This is a genomic window from Aerococcus viridans, assembly GCF_001543285.1.
GTDB classification, from domain to species: domain Bacteria; phylum Bacillota; class Bacilli; order Lactobacillales; family Aerococcaceae; genus Aerococcus; species Aerococcus viridans.
The window spans coordinates 1,299,916-1,318,578 of the sequence record NZ_CP014164.1 but is presented as its reverse complement, the minus strand read 5'-3'; the positions used below and the strand labels follow the sequence as shown (position 1 = coordinate 1,318,578).

Below are 18,663 nucleotides of genomic sequence, written 5' to 3'. Positions count from 1 at the left end.
TTTTCAAGCAGATAGCGTACAATGTTATGAGTAGAAAACCCTTTCAGGAGAAGGTGAGAAAATGCATTTAGTGCAAGCACTTAAAAATGACCAAAAATTTACGCCCAATGAAAAGCGAATTGCGGCTTATATTTTGAGCAATCCCTTAGCGACCAGCCAGTTTAATTTAAGGGACTTGGCGACTAAAACTTATACCTCACATTCAGCGATTGTTCGATTTACCCAAAAGCTAGGTTATGAAGGTTTCAGGGATTTCCGGGTGGCTTTAATTGCCTATGCCCAGCAGGACCGGTTCAAAGAAGGGGCAGTGGATGCCAATTTTCCCTTCGTACCGGAAGATTCGACTAGTGATATTGCCGACAAAATGGCTAGTTTGACCAAGCAAACGATTGAAGCTATGCAAGCCAATTTTGATGAACAGACTTTTGAAGCCTGTGTGAAAACTATGCTAGATGCCAAGCGGATATTTATTTTTGCCAAAGGTGACACGCAAATTTCAGCCCGATCTTTTCAGAATAAACTGGCTAAATTAGGGATTTTCATTGTGATAGCGGAAGAATACGCGGATGAGGCTTGGGTGGCGTCCAATATTACAAGGACAGACTGTGCCATTTTTACCTCTTACCGGGCGGATTCAGTCAAGTACCAGCAATTTATTGAGATTTTGAAAGCTGAAAGTGTGCCAACTATTTTGATTTCGTCCCTAGACGCTAAAGTTTTAGCGGGGATGACTGACCATTGGCTGACAACTGTTGATTTGGAGCGGTCAGACTCCTTGAAAATAGGAACTTTCTCTTCGCAAATTGCCATTGAATATATTTTTAATGTTTTATTTGCCATGATTTTTATGACCAATTACAAGAAAAATAACGAACAAATTGCCAAGAAGTTTACGCGAATCCAGAGAGGAGCATTAGATGATTAAGTGGGGAATTATCGGCGCAGGAAATATCGCCAACCGTTTTGCGGATAGTCTAGAGGAGGTAACTGACGGTGAATTATACGCAGTTGCCAACCGGACGATTGAAAAGGCTGAAGCTTTCAAAGCTAACCATCCATGTGAAAAGGCTTATGGGTCTTACCAAGAATTATTGGACGACAACCAAGTGGACGCGGTCTACATTGCTTTACCGCATAAATACCATTTGGAATGGGTCTTGAAAGCCATCCAAGCAGGCAAAGCCATTCTTTGTGAAAAACCAGCGACTATGAATCAAGCTGAAGTTTCAAAAATTGAAGCAGCTTTAGATGCTAAACCCGTTTTCTTTATGGAAGCCATGAAGAGTCGCTTTACCCCTGCTTATCAAGCGGTGAAAGAATTGGTTGCACAAGGTGAAATTGGGGAAGTCCATACGGTAACCACTTCTTTATGCCGAAATTTCGATGAGTCCAATGCTTCTTACCATTTTGAAAAAGATCAAGGTGGCTGTTTACTAGATATGGGTGTCTATAACGCTGCCTTACTAGAAGACTTCTTGCCAGGTGAATTTGTCCTGAAAAACTTGGATTACAAGTTACATGATAGTCAAGTAGAAGTATACGTGAATGCGGTATTTGACGTGAACGGTAAGGAAGCAGTGCTAGAATCAGGTTTTGACCGATTAACAGACGCAAAAGCAGTGATTTCAGGAAGTAAAGGGGAAATTGTGCTTTATGACTTCCACCGACCAACTAAATTTGACTTAATTGTAGCCGATAGGGTCACAAACAATGAAATTTTGAATATTGTCGATGATTTTTATGGTGAAATTACCCATGTCCATGCCAATCTAAAAGCAGGTAGATTAGAAAGCAACCGGATGCCAATAGCGGATACTAAGAAATTCGCAGCCATTATTGATCAATTGAAAGCAGAAATATTTTAGTAAATGCAATCACTCAGATCAAATGAAAGCGTAAACTGCTATAATGAAAGTAAGAAAATTACAGGAGGCTCTTCTATGAAGATTGAACGAGTGGCATTTTTTGATATTGACGGTACCTTATTTGACTCAAGCAAGTACCATTTACCCATTGAACAAAAGGTTCCTGAGTCAACCTACCTTGCCATTGAAAAGTTAAAAGCCAATGGCGTGCTACCAATTATTGCAACAGGTCGCTGGAAGAACCGGGCTCAGGACTTGGGTGACTTATTGAAGATTGATTCATTTATCACTTCAAATGGTCAGGCAGTTCATATCGAAAATGACCTTGTTTATCAAAACTATATTGACCAAGCACTAGTTGAACGTACGATTGACGAGATGCGTTCTCGCGATGTGCCAGGCTTTTTTGACACCAAGAAAGGACTTCATTTACTACCAAATGTCTTTCATGCCAGGGATTACGGTGAACCATTTAAGATTGTGGATGATAGTGAATATCCTGAACACGTCCTTCAAATGCTCGTAACCACTGAAAATATCCGGACTGTGAGCGACTGGTTAACTGAATTGAAAGTCGTTCAAACGGGGCCGACTCATTTGGATATCTATCCATTCGACGTGTCTAAAGCTAATGGGATTGACAGGGTTCTTGAGATATTGAATATGGATATTTCACAAACTTATGCCTTCGGTGACGCCGACAACGATCTTGAAATGTTGGCCAAGGTTGGCACCTCAGTTGCAATGGGTAATGGGACCGATAACGTCAAGAAAACTGCAGATATTATCACTTCTGAGGTCTGGAATGACGGCATTTATAAAGCCTGTGAACAATTAGGTTTGTTTGATTAATATTTAAAAAAGGGCAATCACCAGCTTACTGCGGTTCTTTCTATCGAGAGAGTCTTAGCTTAAGTGAAGATTGCTCTTTTTTCTTGTGTAAAATGGTTATCAGGGGACTTGGGCTGGATTCCGCTATATACTATAAGTGTTTAAAGATACTTTACAGTCAGTTTCAAAAAGGAGCGGTTGGATGGTTCAAGTTGTCCCGTAGTTGATTTTTGCCCATTCAAAAGAAGTGCTGAATTTTTATGAAAAATTAGGGACCAAAGTAACACAATGGTCTGAAATCTTCGGGAGGTTTAAAGGCCCTTACGTCATTTCGTAGATGTTTTCAGGTGAATAAGGAAGAACAAAACAGAGGAAAAAACACAGAAAATGGCTGACCGAGTGAGGTTCAACTGCTTTCTGTGTTTTTATTTTATTTTCATAAGTTACCGTCTAACAAGTCTTGAATGACTTTTGATACACCTAGATCGTTATTAGATGGGGCGATAAAATTAGCTTGTGCTTTAACATCGTCATGGGCATTTTCCATGGCATATGAATATTTTCACAGCAGCCAACATTTCAATGTCATTATAGTTATCACCAAAAGCCATCATTTGGTCAGTGGTGATATTGAGTAAGTTGCTCAGTTGGTACATGCCTTGGCCTTTATCGATATTTTTGTTCATAATATCAATCCACTCTTTACCAGATGTTGTGGCAGAAAATTGCTTGCTTAAAGCCGGGCCGTAAATGTCCGCATATTGGTCAACAGCATCGTTATTTGGTGTATACACTGTAAACTTGTTAGCAACAGCATCCACTGACGCAAAGTCGTCGGAATAGTGAATATTGGTATAGAAAGTCCGGTAGACTTGATCATACTGGTCATGGGCTTTTGGAATATAGGCTGCGTCTAGGGCACACAAGATAGGGATACCAGTTGCTTCATTTTGATCAAGGGTAAAGGCCATCAATTTGCGGTAGTCATCTGGTTGGATAATTGAATTAAATAATTGTTCTCCTTGTTTGGTGATGGCAGCACCATTATCAGATACGAAAATCAAATCATCTTCAATATGACTGAACATATCTGCCAGAGTATAAAGTGGTCGTCCGGATGCGATGGCCACCTGGATGCCTTTTTCTTTTAAGGCATGTACCTGGTCTGTAAAGTTCTCAGGAAGCTGTCCATTGTCATTTAGCAAGGTGTGGTCCATATCAATGGCAATTAATTTAATATCTGTCATGTAAATCCTCCAATTGGCATTTGTTACTAGCGAGCTTTTGTAGACGGTTATATAGCGCTTACAATTACTTTTAACTTAAAGATTACATCGTAAGACGGATGGCTAGTAAACTTATCTATGTTATATTATAACCATAAACTATTGAAAACGAAAATGAAAGGATGAACGCCCATGGGTTGTTTAGGAAATTTAATTTGGATGATTTTTGGTGGGCTTATTTCTGCCATCTCTTGGTTCTTTATCGGCAGTCTATGGTGCCTCACGATTGTTGGTATTCCCGTAGGCCTACAATGTTTCAAAATGGCCAAATTATCATTAATGCCATTTGGTAAAGACGTTGTCCGTGGGGAAAGTGGCTTTGGTAGCTTGCTATGGAATATTCTATGGTTAATCTTTGGTGGTCTAGAATTAGCAGCCATGCACCTATTTACGGGGGTTATTTTAGCCATTACCATTATCGGTATCCCATTCGCCAAACAACACTTTAAACTAGCCGTACTATCGCTTGTACCGTTTGGTGCACGAATTGTGCCGTCAAATACACTTTACATGGATATAAGATAGTAGTATAGACATAGGAAAAACTAGCCAGTTTTCTCTTGGCTAGTTTTTTTTGGCTATAATGTCGGCAAAATCTAATTGGGCAATTACTTTTCCCAATTCATTAACGGGTGCTTCAACTAAGAATCCGCGTTTTCCGGCTGAAAAAATAATGGTCTTATAATTTTGAGCGGTGGCATCAATAACGGTTGGGAAGGCCTTCTTCATACCAATCGGAGAACACCCACCGTGAATGTAGCCAGTTAAGGGTTCAAGGTCTTTTTGGGCAATCATATGAATATTCTTCTCGCCAACGGCAGCGGCGGCTAATTTTAGGTCTAACTCATGGTTAACAGGGACTAGGAAGACATAATGTTTTTTCGATTTTCCATGTGTGACTAGCGTTTTAAATTGTTGGTCTGGATTAATGCCAAGTACTTCAGCAACTTCTTCACTGGAATGTGGTGTGGAATCTTCAGGAAGAGTCATTTCTGTATAGGGAATTTTTTGTTGGTCTAATTTACGGAGTACATTGGTTTTTTTAGCTTTTGCCATAATACAACATCACTTTCTTTTATATTTTCATCCTTCGATTTAATTCTATGATTTAATCCTATTTTACACATCTATGTTTATTTTGCGAAAAAAAGCGATTGGGTAAAACAAAATGAGACGTGTGAGTAAATAGACAGGTTTGATCTGCGTGTGTGAGAAAATCTGACATTTTGCGTGATATTTCCTTTCCTTTTTTGATAATTTCAAGGTATACTTGTAACTATCTTGTGAAAGCATTAAAAACATTTAAAGAAAGAAGTGAGGGAAAGCCGTGATGAAGCATATAAAGCTATCATTTTCCGTATTTATTGTAAGTTTACTTACTCTATTATTTTCAATCGCACCTGGTAAAGTTGAAGCAACTGAAACAGGTAATGGCGAAACTTATATTATTGCAACTGATACAACTTTTGCACCTTTTGAATTCGTAGATGATTCAGGTGAATTTGTTGGGATCGATGTAGATATTTTAGCAGCAATCGCTGAAGACCAAGGATTCGATTATGAATTACGTTCATTAGGTTTCGATGCAGCGGTTCAAGCTGTTGAAACAGGTCAAGCAGACGCGGTAATCGCTGGTATGTCAATTACTGAAGAACGTAAACAAACCTTTGACTTCTCAGAACCATATTATGAATCAGGTACTGCTTTTGCGGTATTGGAAGATTCTGAATACCAATCATTAGAAGATTTAGAAGGTCAATCTGTTGCTGTCAAAACAGGAACGCAAGGGGCAACCATCGCAGCCGACTTAGCGGACCAATACGGTTTTACAGTGAATACTTTCGATGATTCGCCAAACATGTACCAAGATGTTATTTCTGGTAACTCAGCAGCAGCGGTAGAAGATTATCCAGTAATGGGTTACGCAATCGAATCAGGTGGTTTAAACTTACGATTCATTGGTGACAATTTTGAAGAAGCGCCTTATGGATTTGCTGTACTACGTGGCCAAAATGCTGAATTACTTGAAATGTTCAACGCCGGTCTTGAAAACATCAAGGCTTCAGGTGAATATGATGACATTTTAGCTAAATACGGTGCTAGTCAAGAAGAAACATCTTCTTCATCAGAAACACCAGCAGCTGGTTCAGGTGAAACTTACACAATTGCAACCGATACAACTTTTGCACCATTTGAATTCGTAGACGAAAATGGTGACTTCACTGGGATCGATGTTGAATTATTGGATGCTATCGCAGCTAACCAAGGTTTCAACTACGAGCTGAAACCATTAGGCTTTGATGCGGCGGTTCAAGCGGTTGAGACCCAACAAGCAGATGCCGTAATCGCTGGTATGTCAATTACAGAAGAACGTAAACAAACTTTTGATTTCTCAGAACCATATTTTGATTCAGGGACAACATTCGCTGTTTTGGCGGATTCAGATATTGAATCATACGAAGACTTAGAAGGACAAAATGTTGCCGTTAAAACTGGTACACAAGGGGCAACAATTGCCCAATCAATGGCCGACGAATACGGTTTTACTGTAACGACATTTGATGACTCTTCTAACATGTACCAAGATGTTATTTCTGGTAACTCAGCGGCAGCGGTAGAAGATTATCCAGTAATGGCTTACGCGATTAACTCTGGTGGTTTAAACCTTAAAGTTATTGGTGACCAATTAGAACCTGTATCTTATGGCTTTGCTGTTTTAGCTGGTGAAAACCAAGAATTACTACAAATGTTTAATGACGGACTAGCAGCTATTCAAGAATCTGGCGAGTACGACGAAATCGTTGGTAAATACTTAGGTGATTCTGAAGAGGGCGAAACAAGTTCTTCTAACGGCTTCTTAACTCAACTAGCCAACAACTTCCCGGCCTTATTATCTGGTTTAGGCACAACTGTTTATTTAGCTATCGTATCATTAGTAATTGCGACAATCTTAGGTATTTTCTTAGGATTGATGCGTACAAGTGGTAACGTTGTGCTATCAGGGATTGCGACAGTATATATTGACATCATGCGTGGTTTACCACTAATTGTAATGTCATTCTTCATCTACTTCGGTATTCCGCAAATGTTTAACATTACCATTTCAAGTAACTTGGCGGGTATTTTAACCCTTTCACTAAATGCGGCAGCATACATGGGTGAAATCGTTCGTGGCGGTATCCAAGCCATCGACACAGGTCAAACTGAAGCAGCCCGAAGTCTAGGTTTAACAAACGGTCAAACAATGCGTCACATCATTTTGCCACAGGCAGTAAAAGTGATGGTACCGTCATTCATTAACCAGTTCGTTATTACCTTAAAAGATACGTCAATCCTATCCGTAATTGGTATCGTAGAATTGACGCAAACAGGTCGTATCATCATCGCCCGCACTTACCAATCAGGTAGCATGTGGTTGATTGTTGGTTTGATGTACATCATCATCATTACGATTCTAACTAAACTATCAAACTATATTGAAAAACGTTATGTAGGTTCAAGAACTACACGCTAATAAATAAACGTTGATCATACGAAAAATCCAGGCACCTTTAACCGGGTAACCTGGATTTTTTTGATTTAAGTTGATGGAAACTAGGCTTCTTGAACGATGTTTTGTGGTTTACCGTCGATAAATGCTTTGGTGTTTTCAAAAGCAATTTGCGCTCTTAATTCCATGGCTTCGTCAGATAAGAAACCAACATGTGGTGTCAAAATAGCATTCTTAGCCGATAATAATGGGTAGTCAGCAGGCAATGGCGGTTCACCGTCAAAGACGTCAATCCCAGCGCCGGCTATTTTGCCTTCATTCAATAAGTCTGCTAAGGCTGAATCATCAATTATCGGCCCGCGGGCAACGTTAATGATCACAGCAGATTCTTTCATCAAGCTTAATTTGTCTTTATTTAACAAGTGTCTTGTTTCATCATTTAAAGGCAAATGAACTGAAACAATATCTGCCCTTTGTAATAATTCATCCAGTTCAACTAATTCCACGCCTAAGTCTTTGGCTTCTTGCTTTTCAGATCGGTTGTATCCGATTAAATCAGCACCGAACGCTTTAAATAATTTGGCCGTTTCAAGGCCAATATGACCAGTACCGACGATACCAACCGTTTTTCCTTTGATTTCACGCCCTTGGAAGGGACCTTGGAAGTTGGCATTACGAATGTCGTCGTTCCCCTTTGTGATGGCGCGGAATAGGTCTAAAGTCAAACCTAAAGCCAATTCAGCAACCGCTGTTGTTGCATAACCAGATGCATTGGCAATGGCGATACCGTTATCCTTACTCGCTTTACTATCAACATGGTCGAAACCAGTAAAAGCCACATTGATAAATTTTGTATTTTCTAAACGATCGATCACTTCAGCGGGGTAGGGATTATTGGCAATCATCACAATATCCGCATCCTTAGAGCGTTCATAAAGTTCATTTGGGTGAGTCGTTTTGTCAGGGTAATAGGTAAATTCATGACCAGCGTCAATCAGCGGTTGGGCCAGTTCTTTAATGCGGGCTTCTGGTACGCGTAATGGTTCTAGTAAAGCAATCTTCATAGAATCTTCCTTTCAACATTTAATTATACAATCGATTCATACATTCACTATAAGGCATAAATTCTTTTAAATCAAAAAGTTGACACTAGAAAATAGTATGAGAGAATTTAGGAAAAAGGGGTAGGTTTTGACATGATTTTACTGGGATTGGAAATTACATTTACATTTGCTAGCGATTCGCTGAAAGACAAACGCCGCATTCTACAAAGTATGATGAAAAAAGTATCTGCCAAATACGGTGTTTCAGTCGCTGAAACAGGAGATCAAGACGTCATCAACCAGGCTATTCTTGGCATGGGTATTGTGTCAAATTCATATGCCTTTGCGGAAAAGATGCTCAATCAAGCTGTCGACTTTTGTGAAGCCAATTATCCCATTGAAGTCCTCCAACAAGATTGGTATGAATAGCTTTTTAGAGGCGGTCTTGGATTATTTCGTCTAGGACTTGAATAAAATGCTGACGGTCTTTTGCCGTAAAGGGTTTAGGACCCTTAGTCCGCATCTTGGCCTTTCGCATCTGCTGGCTTTCGTACCGCTGGCGAAGCAATTGGTCGATATTCATGACGGTATAGACCATGCCAGAATGGTGGATGACCGTCGCTTTTGCCAGGGCTAATGATGCTAGACCGTAATCTTGGGTGACCACAATATCCCCGGCGCTAATCATGGATAGAATCTTAAAATCAGCCGAATCAGCGCCTCTTTCCACATAGACTGTTTCCACGTGGTCAGCGACTGGCTTTTTTGAAAAATGGTCAATCGAGGTTACTAAAACGACTGGTAAATCGTATTTTTTCGCTAATTGAATAGATTCTTGTTTAGTGGGACTACCATCACCGTCGATAAATATTTTCATCAAAACATCCTTTCTATCATTAACTAATGGAAAATAAAACGTATAATATAGTGTATAAGAATAATGCGCAATTAAGGTGTAAAAACACTCGTAAATAAGGAAGTGGCAGTATGGCTTACAATAGAAGATCTGGTCAACAACGACCGCATATGGGCAAGTCAATCATCGGTTTTCCAAAAGATTATGTCATGATCGATATCGAAACAACCGGCTTAAAACCAAGTAACGACGAAATTTTAGAATTATCAGCTATTCGGATTCGTGACCACCAGATGGACCGGACTTTTTCAACCTTGGTCCAACCTAACCGACCAATTTCAGGATTTATCACCAATTTAACTGGCATATCCAATCATATGGTCATGACCGCACCGCCAATTGAACAGGCTATACCCGAATTCTTAGATTTCATCCAAGAAGATATCATTTTAGGCTACAATGTCAACTTCGACTTGAGCTTTATTTATGATACCGCAGTAAACCTTTATAATTTCCCCGTGAGAAACGACTACCTGGACGTGCTAACCATCGCTCGTAAATTAGTAACAGAAACACCCAACCATAAATTGGGGACTATGGCCCAATTCTACGGCATTTCATACGAGGGCGCTCACCGGGGATTAACAGACTGCTATATTACGGTGGAAGTGTACAACCAACTCTTCAACCAAGCTAAGCAAGTCTATCAAAGTGAACAAGACTTCAAGAATGATTTCTACCGCCGTGCCTATCCAAAACAAATTAAAGTGGAGGACTTAAAGGCAGAAACAAGTGACTTTAATCCTATGCATCCCTTATTTAATAAGACTATTGTTTTTTCAGGGGACTTAGATAATATGTCCCGTGAAGAAGCCATGCAAGCTAGTTTGAATAAGGGGGCTATTTTAGGTAAGTCAGTGACCCTTAAGACAGATTACCTTATTGTCTCACAATCTGATTTAAATAAGCAGAAGAAAACAAGTAAATTTAAAAAAGCTGAAGAATACGCTAATCGCGGCGAAAAAATTAAAATTATTTCGGAAAAAATTTTCAAACAACTCTTGGAAATGGAGTAGGGCTAACGCAATGAGGATGCAAAAAGAGCTGTGACATCATCACAGCTCTTGATATACAAGTTTAACCTTTAGGTCCATGACGTTGAATAATATCATCGTATTTTTCAACCAGTTCATGACCGCGTTCAGTTGTTTGATAAGCGATCATAGGCATTTGCGGTGCTAAATCTTCTTCACTGATTTGATCTTGCACATATTTCACCAATTCATCTTTCTTCATAGAAGAATAGCCCGATAAGCCAGCATTTTTAAGAATTTTTTTCAAAGTCCCGGCATTCACTAAGTACAAAGTTTCCTTGGCTGACATTTGGTAAGCTAGACCTTCTTCAATAAAATTGTCCAAGGCATCTAAGGCATGAATACCGTAAATGTACTCAAAATAGCGAGGGATAGCTGATTCAGTTGAAAAAGTCCCCAAATCAAGACGCCATAATAAAATAATGTGACCAGGTAATAAGCCTTCTTCCGTCCGTTCCATATTTCGTTTAGGGACTAGATGTTCTTTTTGAACATCCAGTTTATCCATAAAGGTATCGAAATCACGATCTGGATTGATATAGGGCATTTCAGGGTAATCTTGATAAAGTTTTTTTATCGTATCTAAGTTGGCCATAAAATCTCCTTTTGTCATGTTTCTCTTTAATCTTAGTATAGTTTGCGAAGGAAACTTACACAAGTATATTGAGGAAAGTGCCATCTAGTATTGTAATCAATTAAAATAAAGTAGAAATAAGAAAGCGCATGGAGGTTGCAAATGGAAGTAGCACCTATAGGTTGGATAGAAACGGCTTTTGTTGAAAAATTCGGTATACCTAGACAAAGTATGGTTGTGCCACAAGTAAAGGGCATGGTTCAATTTTATCCACCTTACAATCAAATTGAATATTTTAAAGGGATTGAATCCTTTGATTACTTGTGGTTAGTTTGGTATTTTTCAGCACAAAAGGGTCGGGCCAACAAAGCAACTGTCAGACCGCCTCGTTTGGGTGGGAATGAACGGGTAGGTGTCTTTGCTTCAAGGTCGCCGTACCGACCAAATCCTATCGGCCTGTCTTCAGTGAAATTAGAAAAAGTTCATATCGATGGGGCTGGAAAAGTGTCTTTAGAAGTATCTGGTGTTGATTTAATGGATAAAACACCTATTTTAGATATCAAACCCTATGTCAAAACAGACATCCATGAAGAAGCTAGGGCTGGTTTTACAGATGAAGTAGCGTGGCGCCCATTGACAGTCGATATGCCTGAAGCGGTGACTGCGGGGTTACCAGAATATTTACTTACCCAACTGCAAGCCGTTTTAGCTCAAGACCCGAGACCTAGAACCCAAGATAATCCTGATAAAATTTACGGCATGCGTTTTGATGCTTATGATGTACATTTTACAGTCAAAAGTGGTATTTTAAGGGTAGTAAAAATCACTGAACAGGCAGAATCATAGGAGGTTGACGATGAAATTTATTCAATATTTCCCGGCAAATTCAAATGACATTCAAGTCGGTATCCTGAGTGACTTAGGGATTATCGACATCAGAGAAGCAAGTGAAACATTAGGTATCCAAGTCCCAAACCAACTGAAGGCCATTATTGAAGGGGCCTACAAGGACCGTATTCAACAAATTCTAGACTACTATACCCACCACGCCCATGAAGTGAACTTTGTGGATGCGGACACCATTGTCTATGCGCCTGTTATCCATAATCCTGAGAAGATAATTTGTGTAGGCTTAAATTATCATGACCATGTGAGTGAATCAAAAATCTCTGATGATCCAGAAGAACCCGTGTTATTTTCAAAATTTAATAACGCCTTAGCCAGCCATCATCAGGTCATCCCATTGAATAAACACGGCGAACAATTCGATTATGAAGGGGAATTAGTAGTCGTAATTGGCAAAACAGTTAAAAACATTTCTCATTCCGAGGCCCTAGATGCCGTATTTGGCTATTCTATAGCCAATGATGTATCCGTTCGTGACTTACAGTTTAAATCAGGTCAATGGTTACTTGGTAAAACAAACGATTTATCTGCACCCGTTGGTCCCTATTTAACAACAAAAGATGAAGTGGACATCAACAATTTAGTCATTAAGACATACCGTAATGGTGCAGAAGTTCAATCAGCTAGTACCAAGCAAATGATTTTCAAGGTAGCTGAGATTGTGTCTTATATCTCTGAATACATGACCTTACAGGCAGGGGATATCATCTTAACAGGTACACCTTCAGGGGTAGTATTAGGTTATCCAGAAGGTCAACAAGACTGGCTTAAAACAGGCGATGAAATTTCGATTGAAATTGAAGGATTAGATCGTTTAACCAATAGCTTTGAAATAGAAGGATAAGAGAAATATATAGAAATTTGAGAGATGTAAGTATGTCAATATAGTACTTTATCTCTCTTTTTTATACAATGCCCGATGGTATCGCTTTATTGACGATGACATTTAAAGTATAATTAGAATATAAAAAGAGAAGGAGTTGGATATTATGGTATGGATTATTGTCATTGCTATAATCGTTATATTAGTTGTGTGGGGGATTGGAGCCTACAATAACTTCGTACGTTCCAAAGAAATGGTATCAAATGCCATGGCGCAAATTGCAGCACAAGTAGAATCTCGTTGGGATGCCTTAACCAATTTGATTTCAGCAACCAAACAATATCAAACACATGAACACGATACCTTAACTAAAATCGTTGAATCACGTTCGAATGTATCACGTAACTCCTCTGTTAGTGATGTGGAAAAAGATGATGCAGCTTTCAACCGTGCATTACGTTCAATTGATGTAGTAGTGGAACAATATCCGAATTTAAAAGCTTCGGACGTTTACCAATCAACAATGAATTCTGTAAATACTTATGAAAACAATGTACGTCAGTCACGTATGGTCTTTAATGACACTGTTACTAAATACAATCGTTTAATTAAAACTTTCCCGAATTCTGTTATTGCTGGATTTACAGGATTTACACCGGAAGAATACTTCGAAAATTCAGCAGAAAAAGCGGAGATGCCACAATGGTAAAAACACATCAAAAAGCTATTGAGATGATCATAGCCTTTGGTGCGTTGGTTTTATTTTGGGTAGCACCCCAATCAGTATTGGCGAATGAGATTAATTCGATCGATGTAGATGTAACTTTACAATCTGATGGATCAGCCTTAATCCATGAAACTTGGGACATGAATACTGATGAGGGAACTGAGATTTATAAAGGTATGAATCTTGAAGACGTTCAGGACATCTCTAACTTTACAGTTTCAATGGATGGACAGCCTATGGAAGAACAGTCATCATGGGATATTGATGATAGTTTTGACCAAAAAGCAGGTACCTATGGGCAAAACACGAATGAACTGAATTGGGGGATTACTGAATACGGCCAACATACATACGAGTTGTCATATGAGATTTCAAATTTTGTTATACAAACATCAACGGATCAAATGGTCTATTGGCAGTTTATTAACTCCGACTTGTCACCATCTCCCAAAGCTGTGTCTGTGGAAATTTCCTCAGATGTACAAACGATGAATTATGATGATAACCGTATTTGGGGATTTGGTTTCAACGGTAATATTGATATCACAAGCGATGGTGTCGTTCAGACGGCATCTACAGAGCCATTAGGTTCCAACAACTATGTAACGATTCTTTTGCGTATTCCAGATGGCACCTATCCAACTGACTTCGTGATTGAAGATAGAAGCTTTGATTCATTTGTAGAGCAAGCATTCGAAGGGTCATCGTATAACTATGAAGACTATAATCCTGATGCCACTTATGAAGATATTCAAGAAATGGATGGGGCAAGTGAAGCCGATACCTCAACCTCAACATCTACTAAGGTCATCCTTGGTTTAGCAGCAGCTGCTGGTATTGGTGGACTGGGTGCGGGTATTTGGGGGATCTCTCAATATGCTTCTAACCAACGGAAATACCGAGAGTATTATCCAACCATGAAAACTATGGAAAAACGTACGCAAGGAGAATATTACCGTGAAGCGCCAACTGAAGATGTATTCCAACTTTATGTGATTTTATCCCAATTAATCGATAACAAGAGTGAATTGCGGCAAAACTATATGACGGCAGGGATATTATACCTGGTAAAAAATGGTTATATCACAGTGCGTGAAGAAGAAATTGATGGCATCCTAAGATCGAAAGATCAAGCTGTTATCTATGTTCAATCAGACAAGGCGCCAACCGGCCCATCAGCACGATTGTTTAAATTGATGCAACGTGTTGCTCAAAAAGACGGCCGTGTTGAACAAAAAGCCTTCTCTAAATATATCGAAAAGAATTACAAGAAAATTGAGGCCTATGAACGAGCCTTAGATTCTTATTCATCAGATTATTTGGAAGAAAATGGTTACACTTTTGTCGGCTTAACAGCCAAATCACGTCGTGAAAAAAGCGACTTAGATATCGCCCATGAAGTGGCAGGTGTCGCTTATACAGATAAAGGCTTTGAGTTACGCGATAATATCGTGAAATTCAAAAACTATCTGTTAGACTTCTCATTACTAAATGAGCGTCAAACCAATGAAGTTGCCTTATGGGATGAATTAATGATTTATGCGGGTGCTTTTGGTATTGCTGATGAAGTGGAAGAAGAATTCCGTAAGATTTATCCTGAATATGCTGAAATCTCAACTTACTCAGATGCACCATTCTTCTACTACGCATACTATGGTTCAATGCTTAACAGATCTTATTCAGACGGTCATAGCGCTGCAACAGCTTCTTCATCATCTGGTGGAGGGGGCGGTACCAGCTTTGGTGGTGGTGGTGGTTCCTTCGGTGGAGGTGGCGGCGGCGGTGTTCGCTAGTCTGTCACAATATAAATGCGAACAATAATTGTATTAGCCAACTAGACTTGTTTTAGTTGGCTTTTTTATTTACGAATAATTTCAAACATTCATACCAGGATTTCCAATAATATAACTTATTATCCTTAATTAAGTGTAAGGTTTAGCCAAATTAAAAAATGAATGTCTAATAATTAAGGAATGGATAAATTTCCAAGAGTTTTCTCTCATGAAAAGTATTTTAGTTTTTTCCAACCGACCAATTGTGATATATTTAGTGGAATGAGTTTTCGTGTGAAGACAGGACTAAATAAAAATTTTAAGGTAATATTTTGAATTAGGAATATTATACACATTAATGAATATAGGAGGATAGCATGATTGTAAATGTCTTAGCAAATATGGCAATTATTTTTATGGATATTTATTTTGTTTGGCGCTGGCGATATAGTATTGAGAAAAGACGAAATCCAATCAACAACCGTAACCTCTTTATTGGCTTACAAACGGCAGCGGGTATTTGCTTGATGATGTCATCCTTTATCTTTGAAGGTGTGCGTTTTGACTTCAGGCCGGCGCTATTCGCCTATACCATGGTGTATTTGGATAAGGAAATTGCCCATCCGACAATAGTCTTGGTTGCGATTTGTCGTTTTTTCTTTGGCGACCTAACCTTGTCCAGTTTAAACCTCTTAATCGCCTTAGCCTATATTTTGCTCAGTTTAGGTGTCTTTGACCGTATTAAAGCCAAACATTCAGAGTTCTTCCAACTATGTTTCTTAGTGATTATGGCTATTGTCATTACTGTGCCGTTATCCTCTATTCGATTAGAAGATCCCTTCCAAATATTCTCAGCTTACCTATTGTTGGCTGTTTTGTCATTGTTATTCATATACGTTTCCTACCAATTCACCAACGATCTAGACAAACTATACCAATCCTCAGTGCACGACAGCCTAACGGCCCTCTATAACGCCCGAAAATTAGAAGAAGACCTTAGGAAAATTTCAGAAAATAATGATTCCTATTCCCTATTAGTTCTTGATATTGATAATTTCAAAAAGTTAAATGATACCTATGGTCATCTTGTGGGCGATAAGGCACTGGAAGAAATAGGCACCGTGTTAAATAATTTAAAGTCCGATTTATTCGATTGTTACCGGTATGGTGGGGAAGAATTCGTGAGTTTAGTCTTTGACTGTACTGGACAAAAAACGCTGGATTTAGCCGAATCTATCCATGAAAGGATTGCTGAAATGCCGCTATTTAGTGAAGAGGGCGAGCCTTTAAAGATTACGGTGTCAATTGGTGTGGCCCATAGAAATCCGCATGAAGATATGAAAAGTACCTTATTGCGGGCTGACCAAGCCTTATATCAAGCGAAACACCGAGGGAAGAACCAGATGGTGAGCGCTATAGGCGAGTTGGGTGTTGATTAATTGATTATTTCCAACTGGAACTTTCATTTTTTTTAGCCTCAAACGATGATTCTCAGACCAAAGATTGATACAATTAGTATTAGATAAGACTATACTGGACTCGTCTTATTGAACTGTCTAGTAAAAAAAGGAATTGAAAGAGGAGAATAAATGAATAATAAAAAAGATGCCGTCTTTTCGGCAGATTGGTTTATCCGTGTTCTGAAGGGTGCAGCTGTTGGAATAGGAGGAATTCTACCAGGTCTTTCAGGTGGAGTCCTAGCTGTCATTTTCGGCTTGTACGATCAAATTATTAATTTTTTAGCTAATATTACGGAAAACTTCTGGAAAAATGTCCGTTACTTTATGCCAGTTGGGATTGGTTTCTTATTAGGAATATTGGTATTTTCAATTTTCGTTGAAAAAGCTTTTGGACTTTACGCAGCTATTTTTATTACCTTATTTATCGGCTTCGTAGTGGGGACTTTACCATCACTATTTAAGTCGGCTGGAAAAGAAGGGCGCAGTACATCTGACTTAACCTTGCTTGCAGTAACCGCAGTCATCATTTTCTTGATCATGTTCTTAGGTGGTCAAGGGATTACACAAGTACAACCATCATTTATCGCCTGGGTATTATCAGGTGCTTTGATTGGTTTAGGGGTTATTATACCAGGGATGAGTCCCTCAAATTTCTTAATTTATTTTGGTTTATATGACAAAATGGCCGCTGGTATTGCAGCTCTTGATTTTTCAGTCATTATTCCATTAGGATTAGGTGGATTACTATGTGTCATTGGTTTAGCGAAGGCTGCTGAATGGGCCTTCAAGCATTACTACTCTAAAATGTACCACCTTATTTTAGGGACTGTAATTGGTTCATCGATTGCCTTATTCCCAACACAAGTATTTCCAGGTTTCTCAGCTGAAGGTTTAGCAAATTCTGGTTTATCATTCATGAATACATTGATTTGGTGTATGATTGCCTTTGTATTAGGGACAATCTTTTCATTATGGTTCTCAAAAATTGAAGAAAAATATTCAAATGACTAAATCATCTAAAAACAGGCACTTCCTTTTGTGGGGAGTGCCTGTTTCGTTTTACGGATAATAATTTATTTTGTATAATGAAATTATATGAAAAGGAATTCCTAGGGAAGGGAGTGTTTTGAATGAATAAACGGCATGATGTATTTAGAAAGCAGATAAATAAGATATCGCGCTTATATCTAGATTATCAGAACAACCCATTTTCCGATAAACTAGTCCACGATTTGCGTGTTTCAATTCGAGAATTACGTGGTCTACTTAACTTTATAAAAAAACGTATGGACAAAGACCATTATAACAAGTTGAACCAGCAATTGGGTGCAGCAGCACGCGTATTTGGACCCCTTCGTGAATTGGATGTGCTTTATGCATATTGCGAAGATTATGCAGTAAATCATCCTGAAACTAGCGAGGCTTATTACCAGCTATTTAACACCTTCGTGAAAGAACGGCGGATAGAAATGAACCGGACTTTTAATAAGGGCAATAGCGCCACCATTCAGCAGGCTATTGAGGATGCGAAAGAAATCCTTGAACTCGACCTATTTAAAAATAAGAAAGACTGGAAAAAGTATACGCTTAAGCGCCTGAAAAAGAAGGATAAAAAATTGCGATACGCCTTTAAGACAGTGGATATTTCTGACTACGAGGCAGTCCACGAAATTAGAAAGAGCGCCAAGAAGGTGCGGTATGCAGCCACTTATTTCGACGAGACGGTCTCTAAAGACTTAAACCAATACAGAGAAGAAGCCAAGGCCATTCAATCTGAATTCGGTGAAATTACAGATGCGCATGTCAATTATGATCTACTGACAGCATACACAGATAAAGTGAAAGATGAAAATGTGCGTGATTTATTAATTCATATTCGCGATGATATCGAATTCGGTGAATAGATTTAAGCATAAGATAATACACAAAAAGCAGT

General features: G+C 38.9%; 20 protein-coding genes. 14 read left to right on the top strand and 6 right to left on the bottom strand.

Annotation, left to right across the window (positions count from 1 at the left end):
- Positions 1-61 precede the first annotated feature (61 nt).
- The 3 genes from AWM76_RS06315 (at position 62) to AWM76_RS06305 (ending at position 2,717) form a co-directional block, all read left to right on the top strand.
- On the top strand, positions 62-925 hold the full coding sequence (locus tag AWM76_RS06315) for a MurR/RpiR family transcriptional regulator (RefSeq protein ID WP_003141904.1): 864 nt from the start codon (positions 62-64) through the stop codon (positions 923-925).
- Complete coding sequence (locus tag AWM76_RS06310; RefSeq protein ID WP_003141905.1) at positions 918-1,865, top strand: Gfo/Idh/MocA family protein; 948 nt, start codon at positions 918-920, stop codon at positions 1,863-1,865. Before AWM76_RS06315 ends, AWM76_RS06310 begins: the two co-directional genes overlap by 8 nt.
- A 75-nt stretch (positions 1,866-1,940) precedes the next feature.
- Positions 1,941-2,717: a Cof-type HAD-IIB family hydrolase gene (locus tag AWM76_RS06305; RefSeq protein ID WP_106427282.1), complete on the top strand. Its 777-nt coding sequence runs from the start codon at positions 1,941-1,943 to the stop codon at positions 2,715-2,717.
- Positions 2,718-3,132: 415 nt separating this feature from the next.
- Here AWM76_RS06305 and AWM76_RS11075 read toward each other — a convergent pair whose 3' ends face one another.
- On the bottom strand, positions 3,133-3,243 hold the full coding sequence (locus AWM76_RS11075; protein ID WP_081453826.1) for an HAD hydrolase family protein: 111 nt from the start codon (positions 3,241-3,243) through the stop codon (positions 3,133-3,135).
- On the bottom strand, positions 3,227-3,943 hold the full coding sequence (locus AWM76_RS06300; RefSeq protein WP_003141909.1) for an HAD-IIB family hydrolase: 717 nt from the start codon (positions 3,941-3,943) through the stop codon (positions 3,227-3,229). Before AWM76_RS06300 ends, AWM76_RS11075 begins: the two co-directional genes overlap by 17 nt.
- A 171-nt stretch (positions 3,944-4,114) precedes the next feature.
- On the opposite strand from AWM76_RS06300, the gene AWM76_RS06295 reads away from it, so the two are divergent.
- Complete coding sequence (locus AWM76_RS06295) at positions 4,115-4,507, top strand: YccF domain-containing protein (protein WP_003141911.1); 393 nt, start codon at positions 4,115-4,117, stop codon at positions 4,505-4,507.
- A 39-nt stretch (positions 4,508-4,546) separates the two neighbouring features.
- Here the strand turns inward: AWM76_RS06295 and ybaK are convergent, their stop codons facing one another.
- Positions 4,547-5,038: a Cys-tRNA(Pro) deacylase gene (ybaK, locus tag AWM76_RS06290; protein ID WP_003141912.1), complete on the bottom strand. Its 492-nt coding sequence runs from the start codon at positions 5,036-5,038 to the stop codon at positions 4,547-4,549.
- Positions 5,039-5,312: 274 nt separating this feature from the next.
- Here ybaK and AWM76_RS06285 point away from each other — a divergent pair, with 274 nt between their 5' ends.
- Entirely contained in the window at positions 5,313-7,496 is a 2,184-nt protein-coding gene (locus AWM76_RS06285) for an amino acid ABC transporter substrate-binding protein/permease (RefSeq protein ID WP_003141914.1), read from the top strand.
- An 80-nt stretch (positions 7,497-7,576) separates the two neighbouring features.
- Here the strand turns inward: AWM76_RS06285 and AWM76_RS06280 are convergent, their stop codons facing one another.
- Positions 7,577-8,536 carry a 2-hydroxyacid dehydrogenase gene (locus AWM76_RS06280; protein WP_003141915.1) on the bottom strand — a complete coding sequence of 320 codons (960 nt, stop codon included), beginning with the start codon at positions 8,534-8,536 and terminating at the stop codon, positions 7,577-7,579.
- 132 nt (positions 8,537-8,668) lie between these two features.
- Here AWM76_RS06280 and AWM76_RS06275 point away from each other — a divergent pair, with 132 nt between their 5' ends.
- Positions 8,669-8,944, top strand: coding sequence for a DUF503 domain-containing protein (locus tag AWM76_RS06275; protein ID WP_003141917.1), 276 nt, complete (start codon positions 8,669-8,671; stop codon positions 8,942-8,944).
- A 4-nt stretch (positions 8,945-8,948) separates the two neighbouring features.
- Here AWM76_RS06275 and AWM76_RS06270 read toward each other — a convergent pair whose 3' ends face one another.
- Positions 8,949-9,392 carry a YaiI/YqxD family protein gene (locus AWM76_RS06270; protein WP_003141919.1) on the bottom strand — a complete coding sequence of 148 codons (444 nt, stop codon included), beginning with the start codon at positions 9,390-9,392 and terminating at the stop codon, positions 8,949-8,951.
- A gap of 110 nt (positions 9,393-9,502) precedes the next feature.
- On the opposite strand from AWM76_RS06270, the gene AWM76_RS06265 reads away from it, so the two are divergent.
- A complete protein-coding gene (locus AWM76_RS06265) occupies positions 9,503-10,447 on the top strand; it encodes an exonuclease domain-containing protein (protein WP_003141920.1) in 945 nt (314 codons plus the stop codon).
- 61 nt (positions 10,448-10,508) lie between these two features.
- On the opposite strand, the gene AWM76_RS06260 is transcribed toward AWM76_RS06265, so the two are convergent.
- Positions 10,509-11,078: a hypothetical protein gene (locus AWM76_RS06260; protein ID WP_003141922.1), complete on the bottom strand. Its 570-nt coding sequence runs from the start codon at positions 11,076-11,078 to the stop codon at positions 10,509-10,511.
- A 123-nt stretch (positions 11,079-11,201) separates the two neighbouring features.
- Here AWM76_RS06260 and tsaA point away from each other — a divergent pair, with 123 nt between their 5' ends.
- From tsaA to AWM76_RS06225, 7 genes are all read left to right on the top strand, one after another.
- A complete protein-coding gene (gene tsaA / locus AWM76_RS06255) occupies positions 11,202-11,885 on the top strand; it encodes a tRNA (N6-threonylcarbamoyladenosine(37)-N6)-methyltransferase TrmO (RefSeq protein WP_003141924.1) in 684 nt (227 codons plus the stop codon).
- A 10-nt stretch (positions 11,886-11,895) separates the two neighbouring features.
- A complete protein-coding gene (locus AWM76_RS06250; protein ID WP_003141925.1) occupies positions 11,896-12,789 on the top strand; it encodes a fumarylacetoacetate hydrolase family protein in 894 nt (297 codons plus the stop codon).
- A gap of 145 nt (positions 12,790-12,934) precedes the next feature.
- Positions 12,935-13,477, top strand: a complete 543-nt coding sequence (locus tag AWM76_RS06245; protein WP_003141927.1) for a LemA family protein — start codon at positions 12,935-12,937, stop codon at positions 13,475-13,477.
- The gene (locus AWM76_RS06240; protein WP_003141929.1) at positions 13,471-15,288 is read left to right on the top strand and encodes a DUF2207 family protein; all 1,818 of its coding nucleotides are present in this window, start codon (positions 13,471-13,473) and stop codon (positions 15,286-15,288) included. Before AWM76_RS06245 ends, AWM76_RS06240 begins: the two co-directional genes overlap by 7 nt.
- 356 nt (positions 15,289-15,644) lie before the next feature.
- On the top strand, positions 15,645-16,706 hold the full coding sequence (locus AWM76_RS06235; protein ID WP_003141931.1) for a GGDEF domain-containing protein: 1,062 nt from the start codon (positions 15,645-15,647) through the stop codon (positions 16,704-16,706).
- A 150-nt stretch (positions 16,707-16,856) separates the two neighbouring features.
- Positions 16,857-17,738, top strand: coding sequence for a DUF368 domain-containing protein (locus AWM76_RS06230; protein WP_003141932.1), 882 nt, complete (start codon positions 16,857-16,859; stop codon positions 17,736-17,738).
- A gap of 119 nt (positions 17,739-17,857) precedes the next feature.
- Complete coding sequence (locus AWM76_RS06225) at positions 17,858-18,631, top strand: CHAD domain-containing protein (RefSeq protein ID WP_003141933.1); 774 nt, start codon at positions 17,858-17,860, stop codon at positions 18,629-18,631.
- The last annotated feature ends 32 nt before the right edge of the window (positions 18,632-18,663 follow it).